Annotated in this window: 20 protein-coding genes; 7 read left to right on the top strand and 13 right to left on the bottom strand. The window is 66.2% G+C overall.

Annotated elements, in window-relative coordinates:
* Window positions 1-155 precede the first annotated feature (155 nt).
* The 5 genes from KDW55_RS25170 (at window position 156) to KDW55_RS29665 (ending at window position 5,160) form a co-directional block, all read left to right on the top strand.
* The gene (locus tag KDW55_RS25170) at window positions 156-2,399 is read left to right on the top strand and encodes a TonB-dependent siderophore receptor (protein WP_212161374.1); all 2,244 of its coding nucleotides are present in this window, start codon (window positions 156-158) and stop codon (window positions 2,397-2,399) included.
* 3 nt (window positions 2,400-2,402) lie between these two features.
* Window positions 2,403-3,158 (top strand): tetratricopeptide repeat protein, encoded by a 756-nt coding sequence (locus KDW55_RS25165; protein ID WP_212161376.1) that lies wholly within the window; start codon window positions 2,403-2,405, stop codon window positions 3,156-3,158.
* Entirely contained in the window at window positions 3,155-3,838 is a 684-nt protein-coding gene (locus KDW55_RS25160; protein ID WP_212161377.1) for a Fe2+-dependent dioxygenase, read from the top strand. Before KDW55_RS25165 ends, KDW55_RS25160 begins: the two co-directional genes overlap by 4 nt.
* A gap of 393 nt (window positions 3,839-4,231) precedes the next feature.
* A complete protein-coding gene (locus tag KDW55_RS25155; protein ID WP_059544336.1) occupies window positions 4,232-4,816 on the top strand; it encodes a nucleotidyltransferase family protein in 585 nt (194 codons plus the stop codon).
* Window positions 4,817-5,034: 218 nt separating this feature from the next.
* Complete coding sequence (locus KDW55_RS29665) at window positions 5,035-5,160, top strand: hypothetical protein (RefSeq protein WP_261314241.1); 126 nt, start codon at window positions 5,035-5,037, stop codon at window positions 5,158-5,160.
* A 107-nt stretch (window positions 5,161-5,267) separates the two neighbouring features.
* On the opposite strand, the gene KDW55_RS25150 is transcribed toward KDW55_RS29665, so the two are convergent.
* The 8 genes from KDW55_RS25150 to panE all read right to left on the bottom strand — a co-directional run bounded on the left by KDW55_RS25150 (window position 5,268) and on the right by panE (window position 14,610).
* Window positions 5,268-6,026, bottom strand: a complete 759-nt coding sequence (locus KDW55_RS25150; protein ID WP_040141222.1) for an SDR family oxidoreductase — start codon at window positions 6,024-6,026, stop codon at window positions 5,268-5,270.
* Between the two features lie 2 nt (window positions 6,027-6,028).
* Window positions 6,029-7,570 carry an FGGY-family carbohydrate kinase gene (locus KDW55_RS25145; protein ID WP_212161378.1) on the bottom strand — a complete coding sequence of 514 codons (1,542 nt, stop codon included), beginning with the start codon at window positions 7,568-7,570 and terminating at the stop codon, window positions 6,029-6,031.
* Window positions 7,571-7,599: 29 nt separating this feature from the next.
* Entirely contained in the window at window positions 7,600-8,688 is a 1,089-nt protein-coding gene (locus KDW55_RS25140; protein ID WP_069243181.1) for an alcohol dehydrogenase catalytic domain-containing protein, read from the bottom strand.
* A 46-nt stretch (window positions 8,689-8,734) separates the two neighbouring features.
* Window positions 8,735-9,742 carry an ABC transporter permease gene (locus KDW55_RS25135; protein WP_212161380.1) on the bottom strand — a complete coding sequence of 336 codons (1,008 nt, stop codon included), beginning with the start codon at window positions 9,740-9,742 and terminating at the stop codon, window positions 8,735-8,737.
* Window positions 9,729-11,249: a sugar ABC transporter ATP-binding protein gene (locus KDW55_RS25130; protein WP_209821812.1), complete on the bottom strand. Its 1,521-nt coding sequence runs from the start codon at window positions 11,247-11,249 to the stop codon at window positions 9,729-9,731. Before KDW55_RS25130 ends, KDW55_RS25135 begins: the two co-directional genes overlap by 14 nt.
* A 62-nt stretch (window positions 11,250-11,311) precedes the next feature.
* Window positions 11,312-12,265, bottom strand: coding sequence for a substrate-binding domain-containing protein (locus KDW55_RS25125; protein WP_069243182.1), 954 nt, complete (start codon window positions 12,263-12,265; stop codon window positions 11,312-11,314).
* A gap of 120 nt (window positions 12,266-12,385) precedes the next feature.
* A complete protein-coding gene (locus KDW55_RS25120) occupies window positions 12,386-13,345 on the bottom strand; it encodes an AraC family transcriptional regulator (RefSeq protein WP_040140409.1) in 960 nt (319 codons plus the stop codon).
* Window positions 13,346-13,671: 326 nt separating this feature from the next.
* A complete protein-coding gene (gene panE / locus KDW55_RS25115) occupies window positions 13,672-14,610 on the bottom strand; it encodes a 2-dehydropantoate 2-reductase (RefSeq protein ID WP_040140411.1) in 939 nt (312 codons plus the stop codon).
* 256 nt (window positions 14,611-14,866) lie between these two features.
* On the opposite strand from panE, the gene KDW55_RS25110 reads away from it, so the two are divergent.
* Complete coding sequence (locus KDW55_RS25110) at window positions 14,867-16,420, top strand: methyl-accepting chemotaxis protein (protein ID WP_040140413.1); 1,554 nt, start codon at window positions 14,867-14,869, stop codon at window positions 16,418-16,420.
* Window positions 16,421-16,587: 167 nt separating this feature from the next.
* Here the strand turns inward: KDW55_RS25110 and KDW55_RS25105 are convergent, their stop codons facing one another.
* The 3 genes from KDW55_RS25105 to KDW55_RS25095 all read right to left on the bottom strand — a co-directional run bounded on the left by KDW55_RS25105 (window position 16,588) and on the right by KDW55_RS25095 (window position 21,064).
* Window positions 16,588-18,069, bottom strand: coding sequence for a virulence factor (locus tag KDW55_RS25105; RefSeq protein WP_249174069.1), 1,482 nt, complete (start codon window positions 18,067-18,069; stop codon window positions 16,588-16,590).
* A complete protein-coding gene (locus tag KDW55_RS25100) occupies window positions 18,066-20,237 on the bottom strand; it encodes a hypothetical protein (RefSeq protein WP_212161381.1) in 2,172 nt (723 codons plus the stop codon). The genes KDW55_RS25105 and KDW55_RS25100 overlap by 4 nt, the downstream gene beginning before the upstream one ends.
* A 113-nt stretch (window positions 20,238-20,350) precedes the next feature.
* Window positions 20,351-21,064 carry a response regulator transcription factor gene (locus KDW55_RS25095; protein WP_052111004.1) on the bottom strand — a complete coding sequence of 238 codons (714 nt, stop codon included), beginning with the start codon at window positions 21,062-21,064 and terminating at the stop codon, window positions 20,351-20,353.
* Between the two features lie 381 nt (window positions 21,065-21,445).
* Here KDW55_RS25095 and KDW55_RS25090 point away from each other — a divergent pair, with 381 nt between their 5' ends.
* A complete protein-coding gene (locus tag KDW55_RS25090) occupies window positions 21,446-21,937 on the top strand; it encodes a hypothetical protein (protein ID WP_212161382.1) in 492 nt (163 codons plus the stop codon).
* A gap of 50 nt (window positions 21,938-21,987) precedes the next feature.
* Here the strand turns inward: KDW55_RS25090 and KDW55_RS25085 are convergent, their stop codons facing one another.
* Together KDW55_RS25085 and KDW55_RS25080 are read right to left on the bottom strand one after the other, a co-directional pair.
* The gene (locus KDW55_RS25085) at window positions 21,988-23,409 is read right to left on the bottom strand and encodes a sigma-54 dependent transcriptional regulator (protein ID WP_040140418.1); all 1,422 of its coding nucleotides are present in this window, start codon (window positions 23,407-23,409) and stop codon (window positions 21,988-21,990) included.
* A gap of 110 nt (window positions 23,410-23,519) precedes the next feature.
* The gene (locus KDW55_RS25080; protein WP_040140420.1) at window positions 23,520-24,104 is read right to left on the bottom strand and encodes a hypothetical protein; all 585 of its coding nucleotides are present in this window, start codon (window positions 24,102-24,104) and stop codon (window positions 23,520-23,522) included.
* Between the last annotated feature and the right edge of the window lie 112 nt (window positions 24,105-24,216).

Raw genomic sequence — 24,216 nt, 5'->3', positions numbered from 1 at the left:
CACTTTCCTTACAAACGCAAACAAGAACGCTTCTCATTTAATAAAAAATTACATAGAATGCGCATCTGAAAACAAATCGTAATAATCCCCGGCGGCATGCACGTTTTCGTACCGCGTCGTTGCCTGGGGGCCACACCGCGAGGTCGATGCGCATCATGAAGTCCCGTCCTGACGAGCTGAAGCTCGGTAAATTCACCACCCTGTGCAGCGTGCTGGCCGCGAGCCCCGCGTTCGCAGACGGCACGCCGCCGCCCGCCCCCGTCGGCACCGACGGCCATCTGGCGCCGATCGAGATCCAGGGAAAGACCGAGCATAGCTACAAGGCCGACTTTTCCGCGTCCGCCAAATTCACTGCGCCGCTCGTCGACACCCCGAAGTCGGTCACCGTGATCCCGCAGGAACTGATCCAGAACAGCGGCGCGGCGACGCTGACCGAAGCGCTGCGCACGGTGCCCGGCATCACGTTCGGCGCCGGCGAAGGCGGCAACCCGCTCGGCGATCGCCCGTTCATTCGCGGCTACGACACGCAGGGAAGCATATTCGTCGACGGGATGCGCGACACGGGCGCGACCACGCGCGAGATCTTCAACACCGAGCGCGTCGAGGTCACGAAGGGCTCCGACGGCGCCTATGGCGGCCGCGGCGGCGCCGGCGGCAGCATCAACCTGATCACGAAGGCGCCGCACGTCGGCACGACGGCCGCGGCAAGCGCAGGCCTCGGCACCGACCGCTATCGCCGCTTCACCGCCGACGGCAACTGGCAGTTCGCCGATCACGCGGCGTTCCGCCTGAACCTGATGAGCCACAACAACGACGTCGCCGGCCGCGACGCGGTCAACAACGAGCGCTGGGGCGTCGCGCCGTCGATCGCGTTCGGCCTCGGCACGCCGACGCGCGTGACGGCGAGCTACTACCACCTGTCGACCGACGACCTGCCCGACGGCGGCATCCCGTACTTCTATACGACGTCGAACAAGCCCGCGAACGTCGGCACGATCTATCCGGCGCCCGTCGATCGCCACAACTTCTACGGCCTGATCGACCGCGACTTCCGCAAGACCACGTCGGACATCAGCACGATCAAGATCGAGCACGACCTCACGCCGAATCTGACGGTGCGCAACACGACGCGCTACACGGAATCGACGCAGGACTACATCTGGACGCAGCCGGACGACAGCCAGGGCAACGTCGTAAACGGCAAGGTCTGGCGCCGCAACAACAACCGCAACAGCTCGATCAACAGCGTCGCGAACCTGACCGAGCTGTTCGGCGAATTCCGCACCGGGCCGTTCAAGCACAGCTTCACGACCGGCATCGAACTGTCGCGCGAATGGGGCAAGCGCGATTCATACACGGTCGCAACGGATACCGGCAAGATCTGCCAGAACGGCATCGGCGCGGCGTCGGGCTACAACTGCACGAGCCTCTGGTCGCCGAACCCGAGCGATCCGTGGGCCGGCTCGATCACCCGCAACAACGACTACGCGCATGCGCGCACCACGACCAAGTCGCTCTACGGCTTCGACACGATCGAGCTCACGCCGCGCTGGCAGGTGAACGCCGGCGTGCGCGTCGACGACTACTCGACCCGCTTCACCGATACCAGGGCGAACGGCGGCAAGACCTATACGCGCGACGACACGCTCGTGAACTGGCAGGCCGGCCTCGTGTTCAAGCCCGCGCGGAACGGCAGCATCTACGCGTCGTATGCGACGTCGTCGACGCCGGCCGGCATGCTGCTCGGCGAAGGCAGCGAAACGCAGTCGCTGACCCCGGGCCGCGGCGGCGTCGGTCCTAACGCCGACCAGATGGCGCCCGAGAAAAACCGCAGCATCGAGCTCGGCACGAAGTGGAACGTGCTGAACGACAAGCTGTCGCTGACGGCCGCGCTGTTCCAGATCGATACGACGAATGCACGCGTGACGCTGCCGAACAACCAGTACGCAATGGTCGGCAACAAGCGCGTGCAGGGCCTCGAACTCGGCCTCGCGGGGCAAATCACGAAGCAGTGGCAGGTGTTCGGCGGCTACACGTACATGAAGAGCGAGTTGCGCGACAACGGCAAGGACGCCGCCAACGACGGCCACCGGTTCCCGAACACGCCGAAGCACAGCCTGACGATGTGGTCGAACTACGACGTGACGCCGAAGTTCACCGTCGGCGGCGGTGCGTTCTACATGTCCGAAGTGTTCGGCGATCCCGCGAACCTGCGTGCGGTGCCATCGTACTGGCGCTTCGATGCGATGGCGCAGTACCGGATCAACAAGAAGCTCGATCTGCAGCTGAACGTGAACAACCTGTTCAACCGCACGTATTTCGATCAGGCGTATCCGGCGCACTACGCGTCGATCGCGCCCGGGCGCTCGGCATTCGTCACGCTGAACGCGCGGTACTGATCGATGGAGGCCGTATCGCTGAAGGCGCTCGCATCGGTGTCGCCGCGCGAGTTCGCCGACATCCTGGCCGGGCCGCCCCAGCGCGCCGCCGCATGGATCGCGGCGGCCGCAGAAAACGGCATCGTCGAAGCACAGGCCGTCTACGGACAATGCCTGCTCGACGGGCATGGCGTCGCGCGCGATCCGGCCGCCGCATTCGGCTGGTTCCGGCACGCGGCGCGCGCCGGTCATCCAATGGCGATGAACATGCTCGGGCGGTGCTACGAGTTCGGTTGGGGCACGGCCGCGTGCGCGCCGGTGGCCGTGTACTGGTATCGGCTCGCCGCGCAGGCCGGGCTCGATTGGGGCATGTACAACTACGCAACGGCGCTCGCGCTCGGCAACGGTATCGACGAGAACCGCGCCGACGCGCTCGACTGGCTTCGCCGGGCGGCCGCGCTCGGCCACGCGAAGTCGATCAATCTGGTCGGCGGCTTCTACGAGGACGGCTGGGTCGTGGCGGCCGATGCCGACGCCGCGTTCGATCACTATCGCCGCGCTGCCGAGGGCGGCGACTTCCGCGGCCAGTTCAACTATGCGCGGCTGCTCGTCGAGCGCGGCCGCATCGACGAAGCGCTCGTCTGGCTCGCGCGCGTGCCGGCCACCGCGACGCCCGCGTTCGTCGCGAAAATGCACGCGTATCTCGCGTCATCGCCGCTCGAGGCGTTGCGCGCGGCGGCGGCGCAATTGCCGTCTCAAGAAATGGAATTCGAATCATGATGCTTCATGTCCCCGGTGTGCTGACGAAGACACAGGTCGCGCAATGCCGCGCGCTGCTCGACGACGCCGAGTGGATCGACGGGAACGTGACTTCCGGCGCGCAGTCCGCGCTGGCCAAGCGCAATCGCCAGTTGCCGGAAGGATCGCCGGTCGCGCGTGCCGTCGGCGACGCGATCCAGGATGCGCTTGCGCAGCATCCGCTGTTCTTTTCGGCGGCGCTGCCATTGAGGGTCTTTCCGCCGCTGTTCAATCGCTATGCAGGCGGCGAGACGTTCGGCACGCATGTCGACAACGCGATCAGGTTGCTGCGCGGCACGGATTTTCGCGTGCGCAGCGATCTGTCGGCGACGCTGTTTCTCGCGGAACCCGATTCGTACGACGGCGGCGAGCTGTGCGTGGAGGATACGTACGGCCTGCATCGCGCGAAACTGCCGGCCGGCGACCTCGTGCTGTATCCGGCGTCGAGCCTGCATCGGGTGACGCCCGTGACCCGCGGCGAACGCGTGGCATCGTTCTTCTGGATTCAAAGCATGGTCCGCGACGACGGCGACCGCACGCTGCTGTTTCAGCTCGATACGCAGATTCAGGCGCTTTCTGCGGAGAAAGGCGCGAAGGATCCGATGGTCATCTCATTGACGGGGATCTATCACAACCTGTTGCGGAAGTGGGCGGATGCGTGACGGGCCGCAGCCCCCAAGGCCCGAAACGCAAACCGTTTCGCGTCATTTCTTTGGTGTCTCCGGCTTGTCCGGGTAGCAATATATCCGCTGCATTCCGCGCGCGTTGGGCAAGCGCCGCTGCACGCTGTGCCGGAGTCTGGCATATAGGCGTTTCGTCAGACCAAAGCGATCGCCACTCGCGGGAAGGGGGCGCATATGCAACGGCGCTGCGGTGCACCTGCGCGAAATGGGCGCCGGTATTTTCACTGCGAGCGCCGCTCAAGTTGCCTGCTCGACGACGCACGACGACGGTTTTCCCGATCCGGCAAGCGTGACTCGGCAACATCTGCACTTGCCGATCCGAGCCTGCTCCCGCACAATCGGGCCACCTGCGTCCCTCCTCCCCCCGCGCCGATGTCCTATGCGTCACTCGCCACCGGCGTCCTGCTCGCCGGCGGTCTCGGTCAACGCTTCGACCCAAGCGGTCTGCACAGCAAACTGCTCGCGTTGCTTCCCGACGGCACGCCGGTTGCGGTCGCGGCCGCACGCCATCTCGCCGCGGCGACAGCCGATGTGATCGCCGTCGTGCGTCCCGGCGCCGAAAAACTCGCGATGTTGCTCAACGAAGCCGGCTGCCAGGTCGTCTACGCGCCCGACGCGATGCGCGGGATGGGCGCGAGCCTGGCGGCGGGCGTGCGCGCGACGCCGGAAGCGACCGGCTGGCTGGTCGCACTCGGCGACATGCCGTGGATCGCGGCGTCCACGTACGAAGCAGTCACGCGCGCGCTGGATGCAGCAGACGCATCGATCGTCGCGCCCGTCCATCGCGGCGTGCGCGGCCATCCGGTCGGCTTTGCCGCGCACCATTACGAAGCACTCGCCGCGCTCGACGGCGACATGGGGGCCCGCGCGCTGTTTGCGAGTGCGCCGGTGAACCTGATCGACGTCGACGATCCCGGCATCCTGCGCGACGTCGATACGCCGGCGGACCTGCGCTGATATCGGCGCACGGCAGTCAAGCCGCGCATTGCGCACACCGGTTTGAGCCCGGATCCCGCGCAATGCATGCCGACGCCCGAATATCGGCGGCTACGCCGGTTCCACCGCGAGAATCGTGCTGCAAACGCTCGCCCGATTGCCTATAACGGAGACGAGGCGCGCCCGCCGCGCCACCGTCGTCACGCAAGCGCGAGTTCTCCATGGACCACACGACCCCGATGCCCGAACCCCCGGCCGACCCGAACCGGGATCCGGAAGACGACCCGCTGTCGCCACCCGCGCCGGGCCACCCTCACGACAACCCGCAGCAGCCCGACGGGCCGCCGAGCAAGGACCCGGTATAACCGCGCGCAAGGCGCCGCAGCGCAGCCACGCTTTCCGGACAGGCCCGGCACGAACGGCCGATGCGTGGCCGCCGCCGGTCGCGCGTGCGTCACCGCGCGAGCGTGGGCTAGCGCGCCGTATACCCGCCGTCGATCGCCAGCGATACGCCGCTGATCATCGACGCCGCGTCGCTGAGCAGGAACAGGATCGGCTCGACGACCTCGGCCGGCTCCGCGAAACGCCCGAGCGGAATCGCCGCGAGCATCGGCGCGCGCTTCTCCGGCTCGCTCCACGCGAATTGCGCCATCGGCGTCAGCGTGACGGTCGGGTTCACGCTGTTTACGCGAATCCCGTGCGCGCCGAGTTCGATGCACAGCACCCGCGTAATCGCATCGAGCGCGGCCTTCGATGCGCAATAGCTCAGATGCGCGGGCAAGCCGACCAGCGCGGCCTGGCTCGAGACGTTGACGATGCTGCCGCGCGCGTGCGCGGCGCCGCGTGCGTCGCGCCCGATCATCTTCCGCGCGACGGCTCGTGCGACAAGCGCGGCGCCACGCGCATTGACTGCCATCACGCGATCGAACTGCTCGGCGCTGATTTCCAGCGCCGGTTCGAGCGATGCGATACCCGCACAATTGACGAGCGCGTCGAACGCGTCGTGCGCGGCGAGCGCCGCATCGATCGCCGGTTCGTCGCCGCCGACGTCGATGCGCACGACATCGCATGCAATCTCGCGCGCAAGCCCGTCGAGCGCGGCCGCATCGCGCGCGGCCGCGACGACGTGCGCGCCCGCAGCGGCCAGCGCAACCGCGCATGCGCGCCCGATTCCGCTCGATGCGCCGGTGACGAGCACCCGTGAACCGCTGAAATCGAATCGTGTCTTCATGATCACGTGCGCAACGCGTGCATGATCGGCATGAGCGCCGGATACAGCGTCGTATAGAGCAAGAAACGCGCGTCGTACGCGTGCGCGCGATCGGCATCGGGCCGCGCGCGTTCGGCGAGTGTGACCCAGCCTCCCTGCGCATCGTCGTGCGACACGAGCCCCACGCCGACGCCCGCGAGCAGCGCGGCGCCCATCGCGGCTTCGACGTCCTGCTCGATCGTCCATACCGGGAAACCGGTCACGTCAGCGACGATCTGCATCCACAGCGCCGAATGTGCGGCGCCGCCGACGACGATCAGCCGGTCGTCCAGCGCCGCCGCGCCGCGCCGCCCGGCCTCGATGTTGTGCCGGAGCGCGAACGCGACGCCTTCGAGCACTGCACGATAAAGATGCGCTCTCGTATGCGCGAGACTCAACCCGACGAACGCGCCGCTCGCCTTCGCATCCCATACGGGGCTGCGCTCTCCCATCAGATACGGCAGGAACAGCACACCGTCGGCGCCGGGCGGCACGCTCTCGGCCGCTTCATCGAGCAGCACGTGCGGATCGCCGTGCGGCAGCAATCGCGCCGCGTCCGTTTCCGCATGACAGAACTGGTCGCGAAACCATGCAACCGACGCGCCCGCGGTGATCGCGCCGCCGAACACGTACAGGTCGCGCTGCCCGTTGCACACGTGCGGCATGCTGACGAGCCCGTGCCGCGCATCGACGTGCTGGGTCACATAGCCCCAGCACATGCTGGTGCCGATCATCGCGACGTGCTGGCCCGTGCGCGTCGCGCCGGCCGCGAAAGTTGCGACAGCCGCATCGACACCGCCGGCGACGATCGGCGTGCCGGCGGCCAGACCGAGTTGTCCAGTCCATTGCGACAGCAGCCCGCCGACGACGCCGGTCGATTCGACGAGCCGCTCGGGCATCATCGTCGCCGGAATGCCGAGCATGTCGAGTGCGTCGTCGGACCACTCGCGGCGCGCGACGTCGTATACGCCGCCGATGTTGCCGGCCGAACTGTGATCGACGGCAACTTCACCGGTCATCAGGTAGGTCACGTATGCGTTCGGCGGCAGGAAATAGCGGACGTTCGCCCATACGTCCGGCCGCTGCTCGCGCAGCCACAGCATCTTCGTGAAGCCGTAATAGCTGTCGACGCCGTTGCCGGTGATCGCGCGCAGCCGCTCGACGTCCACGTTCCCGTTTACCCAGTCGACTTCGTCGGTCGCGCGCCGGTCCATCCAGATCAGGCACGGATGGAGCGGCCGCATGTCGCTGTCGACGGGAATGCCGGAGCCGCCGTACAGGCTGCTCACGCACACCGCGCGAATCGCATCGGCGGGCACGCCGTGCTCGCGCGCGTCCCGCACGCAGCCGCCGATGCATTCGAGCACCGCGTCGACCCATACCTGCGGCCATTGCTCGGCCCATAGCGGGCGCGGCGTGTCGGGCCGATAGCCGGCCGCGCGGCGCGCGACGATCGTGCCCCGCCGGTCGACGAGCAGCGCCTTCGTGCTCTGCGTGCCGATGTCGACGCCTATGACGTATTCCATGATCTCTCCGTTGACGCACGCGTCGGCCGTCAGCGCGCCGGTTTCAGCAGCACCTTGATCGATTCGGACGATTTCGCAACGCGGATCGCTTCGTCCCAGTCCTCCAGCGCGAAACCGTGCGTGACGATGCCCTTCGACGTGACGAGGCCGCGTGCGAGCAGATCGATCGCAATCGGATAGCAGTATGGACCCAGGTGCGCGCCGCGCACGTCGAGCTCCTTACGGTCGCCGATGATCGACCAGTCGGCAGTCGTATCGTCGCCGAACACGCTGAATTCGACGAAGCGCCCGAGCTTGCGGATCAGCTCGAGTCCCTGGTTCACGCCGACCGGTACACCGGTCGTCTCGATGTACACGTCGCAGCCATAGCCGTCGGTCAGCGCGCGGACGATCTCGCGCGCGTCGTCGCGCTTCGGGTTGATCGTCACGTCGGCGCCGTATTGCCGAGCAAGGTCGAGCCGCTCGTCGATCAGATCGATCACGACGAGCTTCTTCGGCGTCTTCAGGTGCGCGACCTGCGTCATCATCAACCCGAGCGGCCCCGCGCCCGCGATCACGACGACATCGTCGAGCTGGACGTCGCCGCGGTTCACGGTGTGGATCGCGCACGACAGCGGCTCGATGATCGCCGCATCCTCGAGTGATACGCCAAGCGGAATGCGGTGCACGATCGCGGTCGGCGGAATGCGCATGTATTCGGCCATCCCGCCGTCGGCGACTTCGCGCTGGAAGCCGAAGATGTTGTGCACCTCGCACATCCAGTACTGTCCCGACTTGCAGTAGCGGCACTTGCCGCACGGCACGATCTGCTCGGCGATCACGCGATCGCCCGGCGCGACGCCGAAATGGTCGGCCGCGCCGTCGCCGAGCGCTTCCACGAAGCCGAAGAATTCATGACCGGGAATCACGGGCGCCTTGACCCAGGGGTTCGGGCCGCCCCAGAACATCTTCGCGCCCGTATAGCACTTGCAGTCGCTCGCACATATCCCGCACGCGGCAATGCGAATCACGAGTTCGTTCCGGCCCGCTTGCGGCTTCGCGACCTGTTCGACGCGGTAATCCTCGGGGCCGTGGCAAACCACTGCGGTCATGCGCGGCTGGGCTTCGGGTGTCGTCATGAGTGTTCTCGTTCGTTGGTAATATGGATGCCTGACGAACGGCGCGCTATCGCGACCGTTCCCTGCTGATGTAGATCGCGAGCAGGATGATGCCGCCCTTGATCACGTTCTGCACGTACGGGTTCACGCCGACCATGTTGAGCCCGTTGTTGAGCACGCCGAGCAGCAGTGCGCCGACCAGCGTGCCGAGAATCGCGCCGCGGCCGCCCGAGATCGACGTGCCGCCCATCACGACGGCCGCGATCGCATCGAGCTCGAAGCCGACGCCCGCGTTCGGCTGCCCGCTCATGAGCCGCCCGGTCAACACGACCGCCGCGATCGCCGACGTGAGCCCGGCGAGCGTGTACACGATCAGCTTCACGCGCGCGACGCGCACGCCGGTGAGCCGCGTCGCCTGCTCGTTGCCGCCGATCGCATACACGTAGCGGCCGAACGGCATCCGGTCGAGCAGCAGCCACGCGATCGCATAGACGACGAGCATGATCAGCACCGGCGCCTGGATGCCAAGCACCTTGCCGCTGCCGAAGAATGCGACCCAGTCGGGCAGCCCGTCGATCGGATAGCCGCCGGTGTAGATCAGCGCGAGGCCGCGTGCGATGCCCATCGTCGCGAGCGTGACGATGATCGGCGGCATCCCCGCGAACGCGACGAACACGCCGTTCGCGAACCCGAACCCGAACCCGACCGCGATGCCGATCGCGAGCGCAGCCACGGCATTGACGCCCGCGACCATCAGCCCGGCCGCGAGCGTGCCGGACAGCGCCATCACGGAGCCGACGGACAGGTCGATCCCGCCGGTCAGGATCACGCAGGTCATGCCGACCGCGATGATCGCGTTGATCGACACCTGCCGCAGCACGTTCTCGAGGTTCGCGGCGGACAGGAAGCTCGGGCTCGCGATCATCATCGCGACGCACACGACGATCAGCCCGATGAGCGGATAGAACAGCGTCGAGCGCCGCAGTTGCGTCCACATCGCGCGCGGCGGCCGCGCATCGGCGGCGGCGGCCGCGAGCGTCGTGGACGGCGTGGAAGAAGAATCAGGCAGGTTCATGGGTCGCTCCTCGCGTGCCGGCCGTGGCATGGACCATGACCGTATCGGGATCGATCTCGTCGCCTTCGAGCGTCGCCTCGATGCGGCCCTGCCGGAACACGGCGACGCGATCGCACATGCCGACGATCTCCGGCAGTTCGGACGAGATCATGATGATGGCGTAGCCGCGCGCGGTCAGTTCGCGCATCAGCCCGTAGATTTCGGCTTTTGCGCCGACGTCGATCCCGCGTGTCGGCTCGTCGAAGATCAGCACGGTCGCGTGATGATTGAGCCAGCGCGCGATCACGACCTTCTGCTGGTTGCCGCCGGACAGCGTCGCGACCTCGGTATGGATCGACGGCGCTTTCACGCCGACGCGCCGCATCACGTCGTGCGTGGTGCGCGCCTCGCCGCGCCGGTCGATCAGCCAGCGCAGCGACCGGTATTTGCCGAGGTTGTTCAGCGAGATGTTGTCGCGGATCGAGAACGACGTCACGAGCCCTTCCGTCTTGCGGCTTTCCGGCAGCAGGCCGATGCCCGCGCGCAGCGCATCGGCCGGATCGGCGAGCGTTGCCGCCGCGCCGCGCACACGCACGTCCTTGCGGTACGCGCGCGTCGCGCCGATGATCGCGAGCGCGGTCTCGGTGCGACCGGAGCCGACGAGGCCGGCGAACCCGAGGATCTCGCCCTCGTGCAGCACGAAACGGTTGACCGGACCGTCGCGCTCGACCTGCAGCGCGTCGACTTCGAGCACGGCGCGCGCGTCGGCGCGCCGCGCCGGCTTCGGCGGAAAGCTGCTCTCCAGCCGGCGGCCAACCATCATCCGCACCAGTTGCTCGACGTCCGTGCGCGCGACGTCGGTGGTCGCGACATACTGGCCGTCGCGCAGCACCGTGATCCGGTCGCACACCGCGAAAATTTCGTCGAGGTGATGCGAGATGAAGATCATCGCGACGCCCTGCCGCTTCAGCTCACGCATGATCGCGAACAGGTGTTCGGCTTCGGCCGGCGTCAGCGTGGCGGTCGGTTCGTCGAGGATCAGGATCCGCGCGTCGAGCGACAGCGCCTTGCCGATCTCGACGAATTGCTGCTGCGCGACCGACAGCGTGCGAAGCGGCGCATCGAGATCGATCGACACGCCGAGCCGCGCGAAGATGCCCGCCGCGGCGCGCCGCATCCGCGCGCGATCGCGCCCGCCCCAGCGCGTGCGCAGTTCGCGGCCGAGAAACAGGTTGTCGACGGCATCGAGGTGCGGTATCAGGCTGAATTCCTGGAACACGATGCCGACGCCGGCCGCGACCGCATCGTGATAGCTCGCGAAATGCCGCGCGGCGCCGTCGATCTCGATCGTGCCGGCATCCGGCCGATAGATGCCGCAAAGGATCTTCATCAGCGTCGACTTGCCGGCGCCGTTCTCGCCCAGCAGCGCATGCACCTCGCCGCGCGCGACCTCGAGATGAATGTCCGACAGCGCCTTGACGCCCGGAAAGCTCTTCGTGATGTGGCTGAGTCTGAGTATCGTGTCCATCGGCTTCTCCGCGCGACGGGCAGCGGCGCCGCCGCCGCCCGTCGCGTCGCGTTGCAGGCCGTTCACCAGCTGAAGCCCTTTGCATTGCCGCGGTCGACGACCTTCACGTCGACGGGAATCGCCTTCGGCACCGTCGCACCCCACTTGCGGGCGATCGCGATGCCGAGCGCGATGCGCACCTGGTCGGCCGGAAACTGCGCAGTCGTCTCGACGAACTTCGAGTTCGGCTTCTGGATCGCGGCGATCGCCTCGGGCGCGCCGTCGACGCTCGTCAGCTTGATGTCCTTGCCAGAGCCCTCGATCGCCGCGAGCGCGCCCATCGAGCCGCCGTCGTTCACGCTGAAGACGCCTTTCAGGTTCGGATGCGCGGAGATCATGTTCTCCGTCACCGACAGCGCGCTCGCGCGCTCCTGCTTGCCGTTCTGCGTATCGACGAGCTTCACGTTCGGAAACTTCGCGAGCCCGGCCTTGCAGCCGCGCACGCGCTCGAGAATCGGCACGACCGGGATGCCGTCGAGGATCGCGACCTCGCCGCTGCCGCCGATCGCCTTCGCGAGGTATTCGCATGACATCACGCCCGCGTCGTAGTTCTTCGAGCCGACGAACGAATCGACCGGGCCGTTCGCGTTCGCGTCGACGGCCACGACCACCGCGCCGGCCTTCTTCGCCTGCGTGATCGCCGACTGGATGCCGGTGGAGTCGGTCGGATTCACGAGCAGGATGTCGATCTTCTTCTGCAGCATGTCCTCGACGTCGCTGACCTGCTTGCTGACGTCGTGATGCGCATCGGTGACGACGACCTGCGCGCCGATCGACGCGGCGGCTTCGTTCAGTGCCTTTTGCATCGTCACGAAATACGGGTTGTTCAGCTCCTGAAAGGTCATGCCGATCCGCAGCGGCGCGGCGTGCGCGGCCGCCGGCAGCACGGCCGCGACGGCAAGCGCGGCGACGGACGCGACGCGCACGGCGCGACGAGGAAATGAAGCGGGCAACAAGGCGGGCGATGCATGCGTCATGACGGTGTCTCCGGTTATGTGCGGCTTTTTCGTGAATAAGCGAGCCCCTCGCGACGTGATGCGGCGCGATGCGACTGGGTGAAACGGCGAGGCAAGCTCAGGCGGGCGACGGCCCTTCGATCATCCGGGCTGCGGTGCGGGCTGCGGCACGCCGAGCGTGACCACGCGCGGCGGCATCGGATTGCCGGTCGGCGCGGCGTGCAGTGCAAGCTCGCGGCTGCGCGCGTTCAAACGCTGCAGCGCGCGAAATTCGGACGGCGACATCCCCTTCACCGCGCGGAATTGGCGGTTGAAGTTCGACACGTTGTTGAAGCCGGACTGGAAGCAGATGTCGGTGATGTTCGCGTCGTCGGCGAGCAGCATCTGGCACGCCGATTCGATCCGCAACCGGTTCACGTACTGAACGAACGGCATGCCGGTATGACGGTGGAACGCCCGCGAGAACGCACTGACGCTCTGCCCCGTCAATTGCGCGAGATCAGATTCGCGCAGCTCGGACGCGAGATTCTTGCCGATGTACGACAGCGCATGGCTGAGCCGCGTCGGCGTCACGTGCGCCTGGTCGTATGCGGGGCTCGCGAGCAACGTGCGTTCGGCCGCGCCGCACAGGCGTTCGAGGATCGTCATGAACAGCGCGATACGGCGCATGCCGCGCGCGCCCAGCAGTTCGTCGAACAGCGGCGCGATCGCGGCGCTGGTCGCGGCGTCGAAGCCGACGCCGCGGCGTGCGTCGTCGAGCAGCGCCTGCGCATCGCGGCATTCGGGAAACGCGTCCATGCAGCGCTGCACGAACGACGGATCGAACTGGATCACCAGGTTGCGGCGCTCGACGGTTTCGCCTTCGGCCATGTCGCTGACCCAGTTGTGCGGCAGGTTGGGGCCGAGCAGCACGAGATGGCCGGGACCGAACGACCCGATATGGTCGCCGACGAAATACTTGCCGCGCGTCGCGACGATCAGATGCAGTTCGAATTCGGGATGAAAATGCCAGCGGATCGTGCGATACGGATAGCCGTGCGACCAGACCTTGAACGACTCGTCGCGTCGCACTTCGACCACTTCCAGATCGGGGTGCATCATGTTGGCGTCTCCATTCCCATGTCTCGCTGGCCGGCTGCTCGGCGCGTTCGCTCGTTCGCTCGTTCGCCGCGTGTATCGCGTGTAGCGTGCAGTACCGCGGACCGGTCGCATGGGAAGCAATGTAGGTCGATCGCGTGTGCGGCTCCACCAACTTTACGCCTGATTTTCGATACTTTTTTGCCGCATCGAGACCGAAACGGCCCGTTGCGGCAAAATTGTGCAGTGCGGAACGGGCCGCGGCCGGCGGTTCGCGAATCCAGGAGTGCGCGAACCGCGCGACGCATGGCCCGCCGCGCGTTGCGGGCCGCCGGCGGCCGCCAACGTCGCTACGCCGCCGCGCGCTCGCGCGCGGCGCGCACCTCATACGTCTTCAGATGGTTGTAGGCGATCCGCAGCAGCGACAGCGCATCCGCCTCCTGCGGATCGCGGCGCGCGAGCAGGTCGCCGATCACGTGATCGGCTTCGACACGCGCGCGGTTCTCGACGTCGCGCAACATCGATGCAGTCAGCGGCGACGGCGTCAGCACCATTCGCTGCATCCGCTCGACTGCCGCCGAATCGGGCCGGTGACCGTTGTACGCGGCAATCGCGCTGCATTCGTCGAGCATCGTCTGCAGCAGGCGGCGGCCGTCCGGCGCCGCGAGGATGTCGCCGACCGACCCGCGAAACAGCGACGTGCTCGCGGCGAGCGTCGCGAGGAACACCCATTTGTCCCACATCCGCGCGGCGATGTCGTCGCTGAGCGTCGCGTCGAAGCCCGCGCCGCCGAGCACGTCGGCCACCGCACGCACGCGCGCCGATTCCCCGCCGGCGAGTTCGCCGAACGACAACCCGTGCGTGTCGTTCAGATGCACGATCCGCTGCTCGCGATCGAGCGTCGCGGCAATCACGCACAGGCCGCCCAGCACCTGCGCGGCGCCGAACCGCTCGCGCAGCACGTCGAGATGGCGCATCCCGTTCAGCATCGGCAGGATCAGCGTCGACGGCCCGACGAACGGTGCGAACGACGCGATCGCATCGTCGAGGCTGTACGCCTTGCAGCTCAGCAGCACCAGGTCGAACGGCGCGGCGGCGTCGCCTGCCCGCACCGTCTGCACGTTCGCGAGCGTCAGGTCGCCGCGCGGGCTGCGGATCATCAGCCCGTCGCGCGCGAGCGCGGCCGCGCGGCCTTCGCGCACCAGGAACGTCACGTCGCGCCCCGCCGCCGCGAGCCGGCCGCCGAAATATCCGCCGACCGCGCCGGCCCCCACCACCAGAATTCGCATCGTTGCCTCCGTTGAGATTCGTTGGGCGCAGCCCGGCCGCGACTGTCCGGACCCGGCGCGCCATCGCCATCGGACGACAGTATAGCGACGCCGACTATGTATATGCATAGACGACCGCGCCGCGCCCGGCGGCATTGCGCGGCCGCGCGGTTTCTAAGGGATTTCCCGCCTACTGCAACGTTCGTTGCGTGCCGTCAATGACTTATCCCGTCACGCCGTCCCGGCGCGCCTGTTCGACCGACCGACCTCACTAACCATGCGCACCCTTTCCCTGAACCAGAAACTCGCCTCGATGATCGTCATTCTGTGGCTCGGCCTGCTCGTGATTGCCGGCATCGGCGCATGGCAGACGCGCGCATCGATGATCACGGACCGCCGCGACCAGCTTGCGGCGCTGGTCGCGCAGGCGGCCAGCGTGACCGAGCACTACTACAAGCTGTCGCAGCAGAACGCGATGCCGGAAGCCGAAGCGAAACAACGCGCGCTCGACGCGATCGCGGCGATGCGCCACGGCACCGACGGCTACATCTCGATCAACGACTCGAAGCCGGTAATCGTGATGCATCCGATCAAGACCGAGCTCAACGGCAAGGACGTGTCGGGCTTCGCCGATCCGAACGGCAAGCACCTGTTCGTCGAGATCGTGAAGGCCGGCAACGCGGAAGGCGGCAAGGGCTTCGTCGAATATCTGTGGCCGAAGCCGGGCGCCGACAAGCCGCAGGACAAGACCAGCGCCGTGCAGCGCTTCGCGCCGTGGGACTGGTATCTGGTGACGGGCATGTACATGGACGACGTGCGCTCGGCGGTGCTCGCGAGCGTCGGCCGCTGGCTCGCGATGACGACCGTGCTCGGCGCGATCGCCACCGTCGTGATGGTGCTCGTGCTGAAAAGCGTGCGCGCGAACCTCGGCGGCGAACTCGAAGTGGCGCTCGACGCCGCGCAGCGCATCGCGCAGGGCGACCTGACCGCGCGCGTGAGCGTGAAGCCCGACGATCGCGGCAGCCTGCTGCATGCGCTGCATACGATGCAGGGCGGACTGATCGACATGGTGTCGCGCGTGCGGGCGGGCACGGAGAACATCAACGTCGGCGCGAGCGAGATTGCGTCCGGGAACACCGATCTGTCGCAGCGGACCGAGGAACAGGCGGCCGCGCTCGTGCAGACCGCCTCGAGCATGGACCAAATGACCGCGAACGTGAAGCAGAACGCTGAAAGCGCAGCCCAGGCCGCGACGCTTGCCGGCCAGGCAGCGCAGGTCGCGACGCGCGGCAGCGAAGTGGTCGACGACGTCGTGCGCACGATGAACGAGATCACCGACCGCTCGCACAAGATCGGCGACATCATCGGCGTGATCGACGGAATCGCGTTCCAGACGAACATCCTCGCGCTGAATGCGGCCGTGGAAGCGGCGCGCGCGGGCGAACAGGGCCGCGGCTTCGCGGTGGTCGCGGCGGAAGTGCGCTCTCTCGCGCAACGCTCGGCGACGGCCGCGAAGGAGATCAAGTCGCTGATCGTGTCGTCGAACGAAACCGTCGAGCACGGCGCGGCGCTCGTCACCAACGCCGGCGAAACAATGGCCGAGATCGTGCAGTCGGTGCGGCGCGTGAACGAGATCCTCGACGAGATCAGCCACGCGTCACGCGAGCAGAGCGCGGGGATCGAGCAGGTCAACCGCGCGGTCGGCGAGATGGATCAGGTCACGCAGCAGAACGCAGCGCTCGTCGAGCAAGCCGCGGCCGCCGCGCACTCGCTGCGCGACCAGGCCGAAGCGCTGCGCGACGCGGTCACGCGATTCGCGCTGCCGGCTTGACGGTTTCAGCGACGCCCGCTTCCGGTCGAGGTCGCGGGTGCGCACGGGTTAGCAGGCGGCACGGGAGGCGAGTCGGCTCGGGGCCGCGTCGCTGTGCTGTAGTTGCAACTGCGATACGGCGTACTGCCCGGCTTTCCGGTCGCGACGTGCCGCAGCTCCGGTTTGCGTCACCACGAATAGCCCTGCATCCCGTAATCGACATCGTATCGGCGGCCCCACCACGGCAGGTACGCGTTGTTGCCGCCGCGCGCGCGGAACCAGTCCTTGTCCGGATCGATCGCCGTCAGCTTCGACGGCGGCCTGACGACAATCGCGACGGGGTGATCAGGATCGGTGGTGCCGGCAACCAGCGCGTTGCCGCCGAAGTGATTGATCCGGCCGATGGCGAGAGCGACGTTGGTCAATGCGCTGCCGGTGCCCATGTCGCCGAGCAGCGCAGCCGTGTTGAACGTCTGTTTGCGGTGGTCGTATTCGGGAATCGTTTCAGTCAGCGTCTGCGCGAGCGAGACGAGCCGTGACGACGATGCGTCGCTGGGTGCACCCGCGTCGTGAACGATGTAATCGAGGTCCGTGACTGCGACTCCGCCGTTGCGTGCCGCTTCGTCGATCGTGGCTTTCCATGCCTGCACCGCGCGCGTCGTGCCGACTTTCCGCGCAAACGCCTGTGTATTGCCGACGGCTGCCTTGCCGATCCACGCAAGGGGTTCGCGCTCGGTGTTGAAGTTCGAACCGGCGAGAAACAGCACGACGAGGTTCTCGTTGATCTGCGCGTCGGTCGGCGGGAAATTCGGTGCGTCCCAGTTCATCGCCCAGACGGACTTGTCAGGGTTCTGCTGCAAGTAGTCCAGTGCGTTGTTCAGCGACGTGAAACCGGCATTGGCGCCGCCTTGAGTGATGTGGACGTCGGGGGGCGTGTCGCGGCTCCACATCGTCGGGAAATACCGGTTACCGATAAAGAACGTTTCCTCGATCGAGTTTTTCAGATAGTCATGGGCGATTACTGGATCGAGGCGCTCAGGAACGGCACCCTCGATTCGAATCCCGGCCAGTTCGCGCCAATCATGCCGATTGTCCGCTCCTACCGAATAGAAATACTTTGCGTTCATCGCGTAGCGACGACTCATGAGCCGGGGGAATTTATCCACATACTTGTGATAAAAGCCCTTGAACGTTTCTTCTCCGTCGTTACCGTAAACCAGTGCTCCAATGGAGCGAAGCGACGAATATTTTTCAGGCTTCGTGCGCACCATATCGTCGTTCTTGTTCGGCTTGACAAACCCTTGTGTCCACAGCAATTGCCATTCGGTCGGGTAGTCCATGCGCTGCAACGGATTCAACCAGATCATGCCGACGACCTGTGCAACGAATGGCTTGTTCTGGTCTTCGGCCGTTCGCGCCGCCATCCCGGCCGGCTCTTGGACAAGCGCGGCTTGTGCGGAATGCATCGCGGCCGTAGAAAATAGAAACACCACCAGCGCAGCCAGGCCCGGTACTACAACAAGTCGCTTCATCAACTCTCCTGTTTCCAAATGTGCCAGACCGGGTTGTTCCATTTGCATCGAGATCGTGGCCATTAGTACGGTGGCGATCAGCCATACCGAAACGGCAACAGCAGCGCGTCGAGGCCGTGTAGAGATCAGCGCCTTCATATCGCGCCTCCGGCCTTCAGGTAGACTTGACCTTCACGCTCATCCACGATCGCGGCCGGCATCTTTCCCGCGCTTGTCTCGGCATGCACCCACTCCAGCATCGGCATGCCGTCCATCGCGCCACTGGCAAAGTACTTTGCATATTGCTTGTTGGGATGACAGTCCGGAATCCCCTCCCCCATCCTCCAGTCCGCCTCGATGCGCAGCAATTTGAGTTGCTTTTCAGTCAAATAGCACCGCCCTACGGCAACGTCATACGCAAGCGCCTTCTCCGCGTGCTCGGGATTGGTCATCGTCGTCGAATGATTCGTCGGACTGTTGGTCGCACTGCGATCGAGCCAGTCGACGATCTGCTTGTCGCGCCATTCCTTGTAGCCGTCGGGCATCGCGCTTTTGCCGTCCTCGCCGATCACGTGCCCCTCGCTGTCGAGCCATTCGGTATTGAGCGTGCGGCGCGCTTCCATGCGCATCAATGCACGATCCTCGTAACGCTGCCCGGCCTCGGTTGCAGCCGTGCCTCGAGCGACGCCGTCCTCGTTCTTCGGCTGGTATTGGTCGTATGGATCGTCGGCGCGCTTGTCGGAGTCGGCCTTGTTCGCGTCGCGCCACGCGGCTGGCGGATCGTTGCCTTCGTTGAAGTCGCTCACGGCGTCGCCGTCGGTGGTTTCGATCGGCTTGCCGAATCGCAACGCCTTCGGCGTGAACGGCTCGTCGAGTGCCGGCGCATCGGCCATCACCGTCCAGCCTTTCGGCGGATCGGCGTTCACACGCAGCATGTTCAACGCCGAACTGATGCCCGTCACGACAAACATGAGCGGCGCGGTTACGAGCGTCGCCGCGACGCCCAGAACCGACTCGTTTCCCTTGATCGCACCGATCAGATTGAACTTCGCCGGCGGCGACGGCGGATACCAGAAGCCGGATGTCGTTCGTTGCTTGCCGTGCCGCCAGTCGTCTTCCCAATAACGGTAGGATTTCCGTACGCCAACCGGGAAGCCGGACGCAAACACGCGCTGCGTCAGGATGCCCGCCGCACCGATATCGTCGAGTTCATGCTTGCTGAACCCGCGCCAGCCGATGCCTTGAACCGTCACCGCAGAAATCACCTGATCGTGCGGACAGCAATACGCGGTGACGCGGCCATACGTCGACCCGTTCAGGCCGTGCCGCATGCGATCTGCTTGCGCGGCGTAAGAGCGGTTGCTCGTCTGCGATACGCGTTCGTTGGCCATGTCTTCATCGACTTTGTCGGCGGGCTGTTCGTGTTCCTTTCGCGCGCCGACGATCGACAGGAATTTTCCGAACGTCTTCGTGCGCGATGCGTAGGTTTGCCGTCCCCGCTGACCCGATCCGTCTTTCGTCGCGCGTTGCGACCATGTGTCCATGAACGTGTCGGATTTATACGGACCGTCCGCGTTGGCGAGGCTATAGGGCGCGTTTGCGAGCACGTAGGCGTCCGCCACGCAATGGCCTTTGCGTCCCCACGGATCCTCTACATCGGGAAAGGCGTCGCCGAAGAACGCCGCCGTAAGGCCGACGATGTTGCCCTGGCTGTGGCACACGACGGTAATTGGTACGTCGGCCTGCATGCTGCGAATCGACTCGATCAGTCTGGCGAGACGCAATGCGGCGAGCACGCCATACGCGCGCGGCGGCGCACGATACAGCGGACGGTTGGTCGGGTTGATCCCTTGCACGGTCAGCCAGCCCATCGTCCGGTCATCCAGGCCGCCGTGCCAGAGATCAGGCAGGCTTGAACAGCCATTCGTGAACGGACCGCCGCCCCAATAGTCCTTTTCGTTCAGGAAGATCTTGTCGCCGTATTCCTTCAGCTCCGCGGCGGTCGCGCGATATCCCCATCGGAAGTGGATGACCGGCGAGAACGATGGATCAGATTTGATGTAATTGTCTGCAAGCAAATCGGGGTTCAAGAACCCGTCCGGCGTCACGCTCTCCGTGTACTTCGCCGGCATCAACTGTCCGGCATCGACGCCGCGATACATCATCTGATCGTCCAGCCGCCCGAGCCGTCGATTCAACCCGCGGCACAGCCCTTCTTCCGATGCGTCGAACCACTCGCCTTCGGAATTCACGCCATGCACGAAGATCACGATGCCGGGCAACGGCAATTGCTTGATGCAGACGAGCGGCGTGTTCTTCGCGAACATCGTCACGCCTTCGCCGCGGCCGACGACGATCGGCGGCGGCGAAGGCCGCGAAACGGGCGCGTCGATATCGTTCGGGGCAGCGAGACTGAAAGAGAGATCGCGGACGCCTGTTGCTATCGGCATCGCTCCCGCCCCGCCACTTCAATTGCCGGGCCGATATCCACGCCGCGCGACACTGCCTTTGCGCCGCCGAACCCCAGCCCGGCCGCCCGCTGAACCAGCTCGATGTCGTTCGTGACGCCGAGCTTTCTCATCGCGCTGATCTTCTGGGCACTGACCGTCTGCTTGCCCTTGTTCAGCCGCTGCGCGATCGTCTTGATCGGTACGCCGTCGAGATAGAGGCGAATCACCTCGATCTCGCGCGTGGACAGCTTCGCTTGCGGCTGGTCGCGATCGGCAAGCTCATCGAGCGCACGCCGGACGAGCGGCGACAGATAGCGACCGCCGCTATAGCTCGAATGGATCGCGGTGACGATATGGCCGACCTCGTCGAACTTGCTGACGAGGCTCGCGCCGCCTTGCGCGAGAATCGAGCGCAGAATCACCGGCGCCTCGTTGCCGACCAGCGCGACAATCCCGACGCTCGGGCGCATCCGCCGCAGCCATTCGAAGAGCGCGAGGCCGTCCATCTGCGTGTCGCCGCGGATCGCATAGTCGACCAGCGCGATGTCGCAGTCGACGCTGTCGAGCGCCGCGACAAGTTCACCCGGCGTCCGATAGACACCGACGAGATCGATCGCGCACGCATCGCCGGCGATGCGTTCCATGCCCGCGACCGCCAACGGCCAGTCGTACGCGAAGACTGTGCGAATACTGAATTTCCCCATGCGCAGTTCCAGAAGTTCGCCGGGCCGCACGGCGCGGGATGCGCGCGCAACCGGATCGGCGTTGAATCGATGATCGAGATATTTTTATCTCGACCCATATTCTAGAAAGCCGCGCGCGGTCGGACTATCGGACGACGTATAGATCGGCCTGCGGGAACGTAATACGAGTTTGATATTTGCGCCGATTCGCTCGTTCGGCGGCAGCCGGGATCGGCCGGGCGGCCGACGTTGCGGGACGGCGCGGTAAAATTGCGGCCTTTGCAAGCCATTCCGGGCGACCGGCACGGTGCCGCGCCGCTGGCAGCCACGCGCGCCGGCGGTTCGCCAGTTGTCCATTTGCCGGTTGTCCGCACGCCGGCTGCCCGTACTTCCGCTTCCTCCATGACCGAATCCGACCTGCACTCCGACGACACCACCATCCATGAAGACGGCCTCTGGCGCGACAACGGCTGGACCGCCCGCATCATCAAGAACGAAGACGACGACGGCTGGGCCGTCGAGATGATCAAGGACGGCGAGGCCGAGCCTGCGCTCGTCGGCCCGTGGACGATGGGCCGCGACAAGAAAAATCCGAAGCCGATGGACGCGAACGCGTTCCGCACGCTGGTAAAAACCGCGACCGAAGTGCTGATGCGCCATGAGCAGCAGCGCCGCGCGATGCTGCACAAGGAAGTGACGGTCCAGCGCGACGACGGTCAGGATGTATCGGTCACGCTCGACATCGTGCCGGACGAGTTCGAACCGTATGCGGAACTGAAGGCGTTCGACGCGTACGGCGAGCTGCTGGCCGACGCGAAGGTGTCCGCCGGGTTCAAGCTCAACAAGGCAACCGCCGCACGCTGGGTCGAATCGGGTTTCGAGCGGCCGGCCTGACGCCGCGCGGCGCTACGGCGCCCGCACGCGCGCGGCGCACACGTGCGGCGTCAGCCGTGCAGCCCGTGCGCGATCATCAGGCGATACAAGGTCGCGCGCGATATCCCGAGTTCCTCCGCGGCGTCGGCATACCGGTTCCGATGCCGCAACAGCGTTTCCTCGATCGCGCACCGCTCGGCTTGCCGGCGCGCTTGCGCGAGCGTCGGCGGCCGGTGCGACGTGTACTGATGCAGTTCGAGATCGGCGGCCGAGATCATCGGGCCGTTCGTCATCACGATCGCGAAGCGGATCCGGTTGATCAGCTCGCGCACGTTGCCGGGCCACGCATAGTTGTGGATCGCTTCGATCGCACACGGCATGAAGCCGCGAATCCGATGCGAAGCGTCGTCGCGGTAACGGCTCAGCATGTGATCGGCAAGCAGCATGATGTCGCGGCCGCGCGCGCGCAGCGGCGGCTCGTCGATACGCAGCACGCACAGGCGGTAGTACAGATCGGCGCGAAACCGCCCCGCCTGCATCGCGGCTTCGAGGTCGACGTGAGTCGCGGACACGATCCTCACGTCCACCGGAATCGACGCGTGCCCGCCGAGCCGCTCGATCTTCCCCTCCTGAAGGAACCGCAGCAGGCTCGCCTGGCTGTCGAACGGCATGTCGCCGATCTCGTCGAGAAACAACGTGCCGCCGTGCGCGGCCTCGATGCGGCCGATCTTGCGCTGGTGCGCGCCCGTAAACGCACCGCGCTCATGGCCGAACAGCTCGGCCTGCAGCAGCGTCGGCGGGATCGCCGCGCAATTGACCGCGACGAACGGCGCATCGGCGCGCGACGAATGCCGATGGATCGCCGCTGCGGTGAGCTCCTTGCCAGTGCCTGATTCGCCGGCGATGAACACGGTTGCGTCGGTGTTCGCGACCTTGCGGATCGTCGAGAAGAGACGGCGCATCGCGTCGCACGCGCCGATCATCGCACCGCCGGGCGGTGGCGCGTCCGACGCCGGGTCGCACTCCGCCAGCTTCAGCATTCCATATGCATGGCCGACGAGATAACCGATCGTCGTGTAGGCCGCCGCGTTGCACACATAGTCGAAGCAGCACTGGCGGATCAGGCGGGCGATCGCGGTTTCGCCCAGCCGCTCGTCGCCGACGAGCGCGACCCAGCCGATGCGCGGGTCGCGCAGCAGCGCTTCGAACGACGCGACGTCGAGCATGTCGAATTCGCTGAAATCGACGATACCTGCGTGCAGCCGGTTTGCCTTCACGAGATTGAGTGCGTCCGCAACGGATTTAGCGCGCCATACGTCCCAGCCGCGCGCCGCGAGTGCATCGGTCAACCCCGCATCCGGATGCTGCGACAGATAGACGAGCGGCCGCGAAGGCGCGGGTCGGGGATGGCGGACGGCGACGAACGGCGGCGCGCATGTGCCGCGCTCGCGCAGCCGCGGGCCTGATAGTGCGGTCGGGCAGCAATAGTTCACGATGGCCTCGCCCTCTAGGGTTGTCCGGCGGCGCTGCCGGCGCGGCTGGCGTGTCGCGGGCCTCGAAGCCCGCGCCACGCTGTCGGCGCGTCCGCGCAGAAAAAGTCCGGTTATCGGCAGAACACGACGCGCTGCGTATAGATCTGAGGCTCGACCACCGGTGGCGCTGCCTGGTTCAGATCGTTGCGGTAGCTGCGATAGGTCTTGCCGCCCACTGTCACTTCCGTCGCGCGCGCCGTCTCGATCGCGGCGAGCCCGCTGCGTTGCCAGTCGTCGACCCGTGCCGACGCGGTCATGCTCGATTCGCCGGCGATCTTCTGCGTGATCGTGCTGCTGTCGCTCCACGGCTGCGTTTGCATGTCCTCGGCGTGCTGCATCGCGCCGATCGTCTTGCCGGTGGAAGCCGGCCCGCTCTGCGCGACGAACGGCGCGCCGCGGCCGTACAGCGGCGACTGCCACGACGGCGCGTGCCCTTGCTCCGGCATCATGTAGATCATCTGCGGATCGCTGACCATCATCATCGGCACGCAAGCCGTGTTGTCGGGCCGGCCGAGCGTCGTCAGCGCCTGCTGCACGCTCGCGGCATTCGCGAGCGTCTGCTCGCTCAGGATCACGAAGACCGCCGGATTCTGAAACAGCGACTGCGCGAAGGCTTGGGTGCCGTACAGCAGCAGCGCGACCAAAAAGATCCTCATGATGGAGGCCTCCTCGTACCCTCGTCAGGCAAAAAGAGGTGCTGACCTCGGGGAGGGACCAACACCCGTCAAACTTGCGACGCGCGCCGCGCCGCGGATCGCTGCGCCTCGC

The sequence above is a fragment of the Burkholderia sp. AU19243 genome, assembly GCF_018148075.1.
Classification (GTDB): Bacteria; Pseudomonadota; Gammaproteobacteria; order Burkholderiales; family Burkholderiaceae; genus Burkholderia; species Burkholderia latens_A.
The sequence above is the reverse complement of the archived record's forward strand: the minus strand, read 5'-3'. Positions and strand labels throughout refer to the sequence as shown.

Bases quoted from the DNA above. Each gene is read 5' to 3' on its own strand.
- KDW55_RS25170 (WP_212161374.1), top strand. From the start codon at position 156: ATGAAGTCCCGTCCTGACGAGCTGAAGCTCGGTAAATTCACCACCCTG.
- KDW55_RS25165 (WP_212161376.1), top strand. From the start codon at position 2,403: ATGGAGGCCGTATCGCTGAAGGCGCTCGCATCGGTGTCGCCGCGCGAG.
- KDW55_RS25160 (WP_212161377.1), top strand. From the start codon at position 3,155: ATGATGCTTCATGTCCCCGGTGTGCTGACGAAGACACAGGTCGCGCAA.
- KDW55_RS25155 (WP_059544336.1), top strand. From the start codon at position 4,232: ATGTCCTATGCGTCACTCGCCACCGGCGTCCTGCTCGCCGGCGGTCTC.
- KDW55_RS29665 (WP_261314241.1), top strand. From the start codon at position 5,035: ATGCCCGAACCCCCGGCCGACCCGAACCGGGATCCGGAAGACGACCCG.
- KDW55_RS25150 (WP_040141222.1), bottom strand. From the start codon at position 6,026: ATGAAGACACGATTCGATTTCAGCGGTTCACGGGTGCTCGTCACCGGC.
- KDW55_RS25145 (WP_212161378.1), bottom strand. From the start codon at position 7,570: ATGGAATACGTCATAGGCGTCGACATCGGCACGCAGAGCACGAAGGCG.
- KDW55_RS25140 (WP_069243181.1), bottom strand. From the start codon at position 8,688: ATGACGACACCCGAAGCCCAGCCGCGCATGACCGCAGTGGTTTGCCAC.
- KDW55_RS25135 (WP_212161380.1), bottom strand. From the start codon at position 9,742: ATGAACCTGCCTGATTCTTCTTCCACGCCGTCCACGACGCTCGCGGCC.
- KDW55_RS25130 (WP_209821812.1), bottom strand. From the start codon at position 11,249: ATGGACACGATACTCAGACTCAGCCACATCACGAAGAGCTTTCCGGGC.
- KDW55_RS25125 (WP_069243182.1), bottom strand. From the start codon at position 12,265: ATGACGCATGCATCGCCCGCCTTGTTGCCCGCTTCATTTCCTCGTCGC.
- KDW55_RS25120 (WP_040140409.1), bottom strand. From the start codon at position 13,345: ATGATGCACCCCGATCTGGAAGTGGTCGAAGTGCGACGCGACGAGTCG.
- panE (WP_040140411.1), bottom strand. From the start codon at position 14,610: ATGCGAATTCTGGTGGTGGGGGCCGGCGCGGTCGGCGGATATTTCGGC.
- KDW55_RS25110 (WP_040140413.1), top strand. From the start codon at position 14,867: ATGCGCACCCTTTCCCTGAACCAGAAACTCGCCTCGATGATCGTCATT.
- KDW55_RS25105 (WP_249174069.1), bottom strand. From the start codon at position 18,069: ATGAAGGCGCTGATCTCTACACGGCCTCGACGCGCTGCTGTTGCCGTT.
- KDW55_RS25100 (WP_212161381.1), bottom strand. From the start codon at position 20,237: ATGTTCGCGAAGAACACGCCGCTCGTCTGCATCAAGCAATTGCCGTTG.
- KDW55_RS25095 (WP_052111004.1), bottom strand. From the start codon at position 21,064: ATGGGGAAATTCAGTATTCGCACAGTCTTCGCGTACGACTGGCCGTTG.
- KDW55_RS25090 (WP_212161382.1), top strand. From the start codon at position 21,446: ATGACCGAATCCGACCTGCACTCCGACGACACCACCATCCATGAAGAC.
- KDW55_RS25080 (WP_040140420.1), bottom strand. From the start codon at position 24,104: ATGAGGATCTTTTTGGTCGCGCTGCTGCTGTACGGCACCCAAGCCTTC.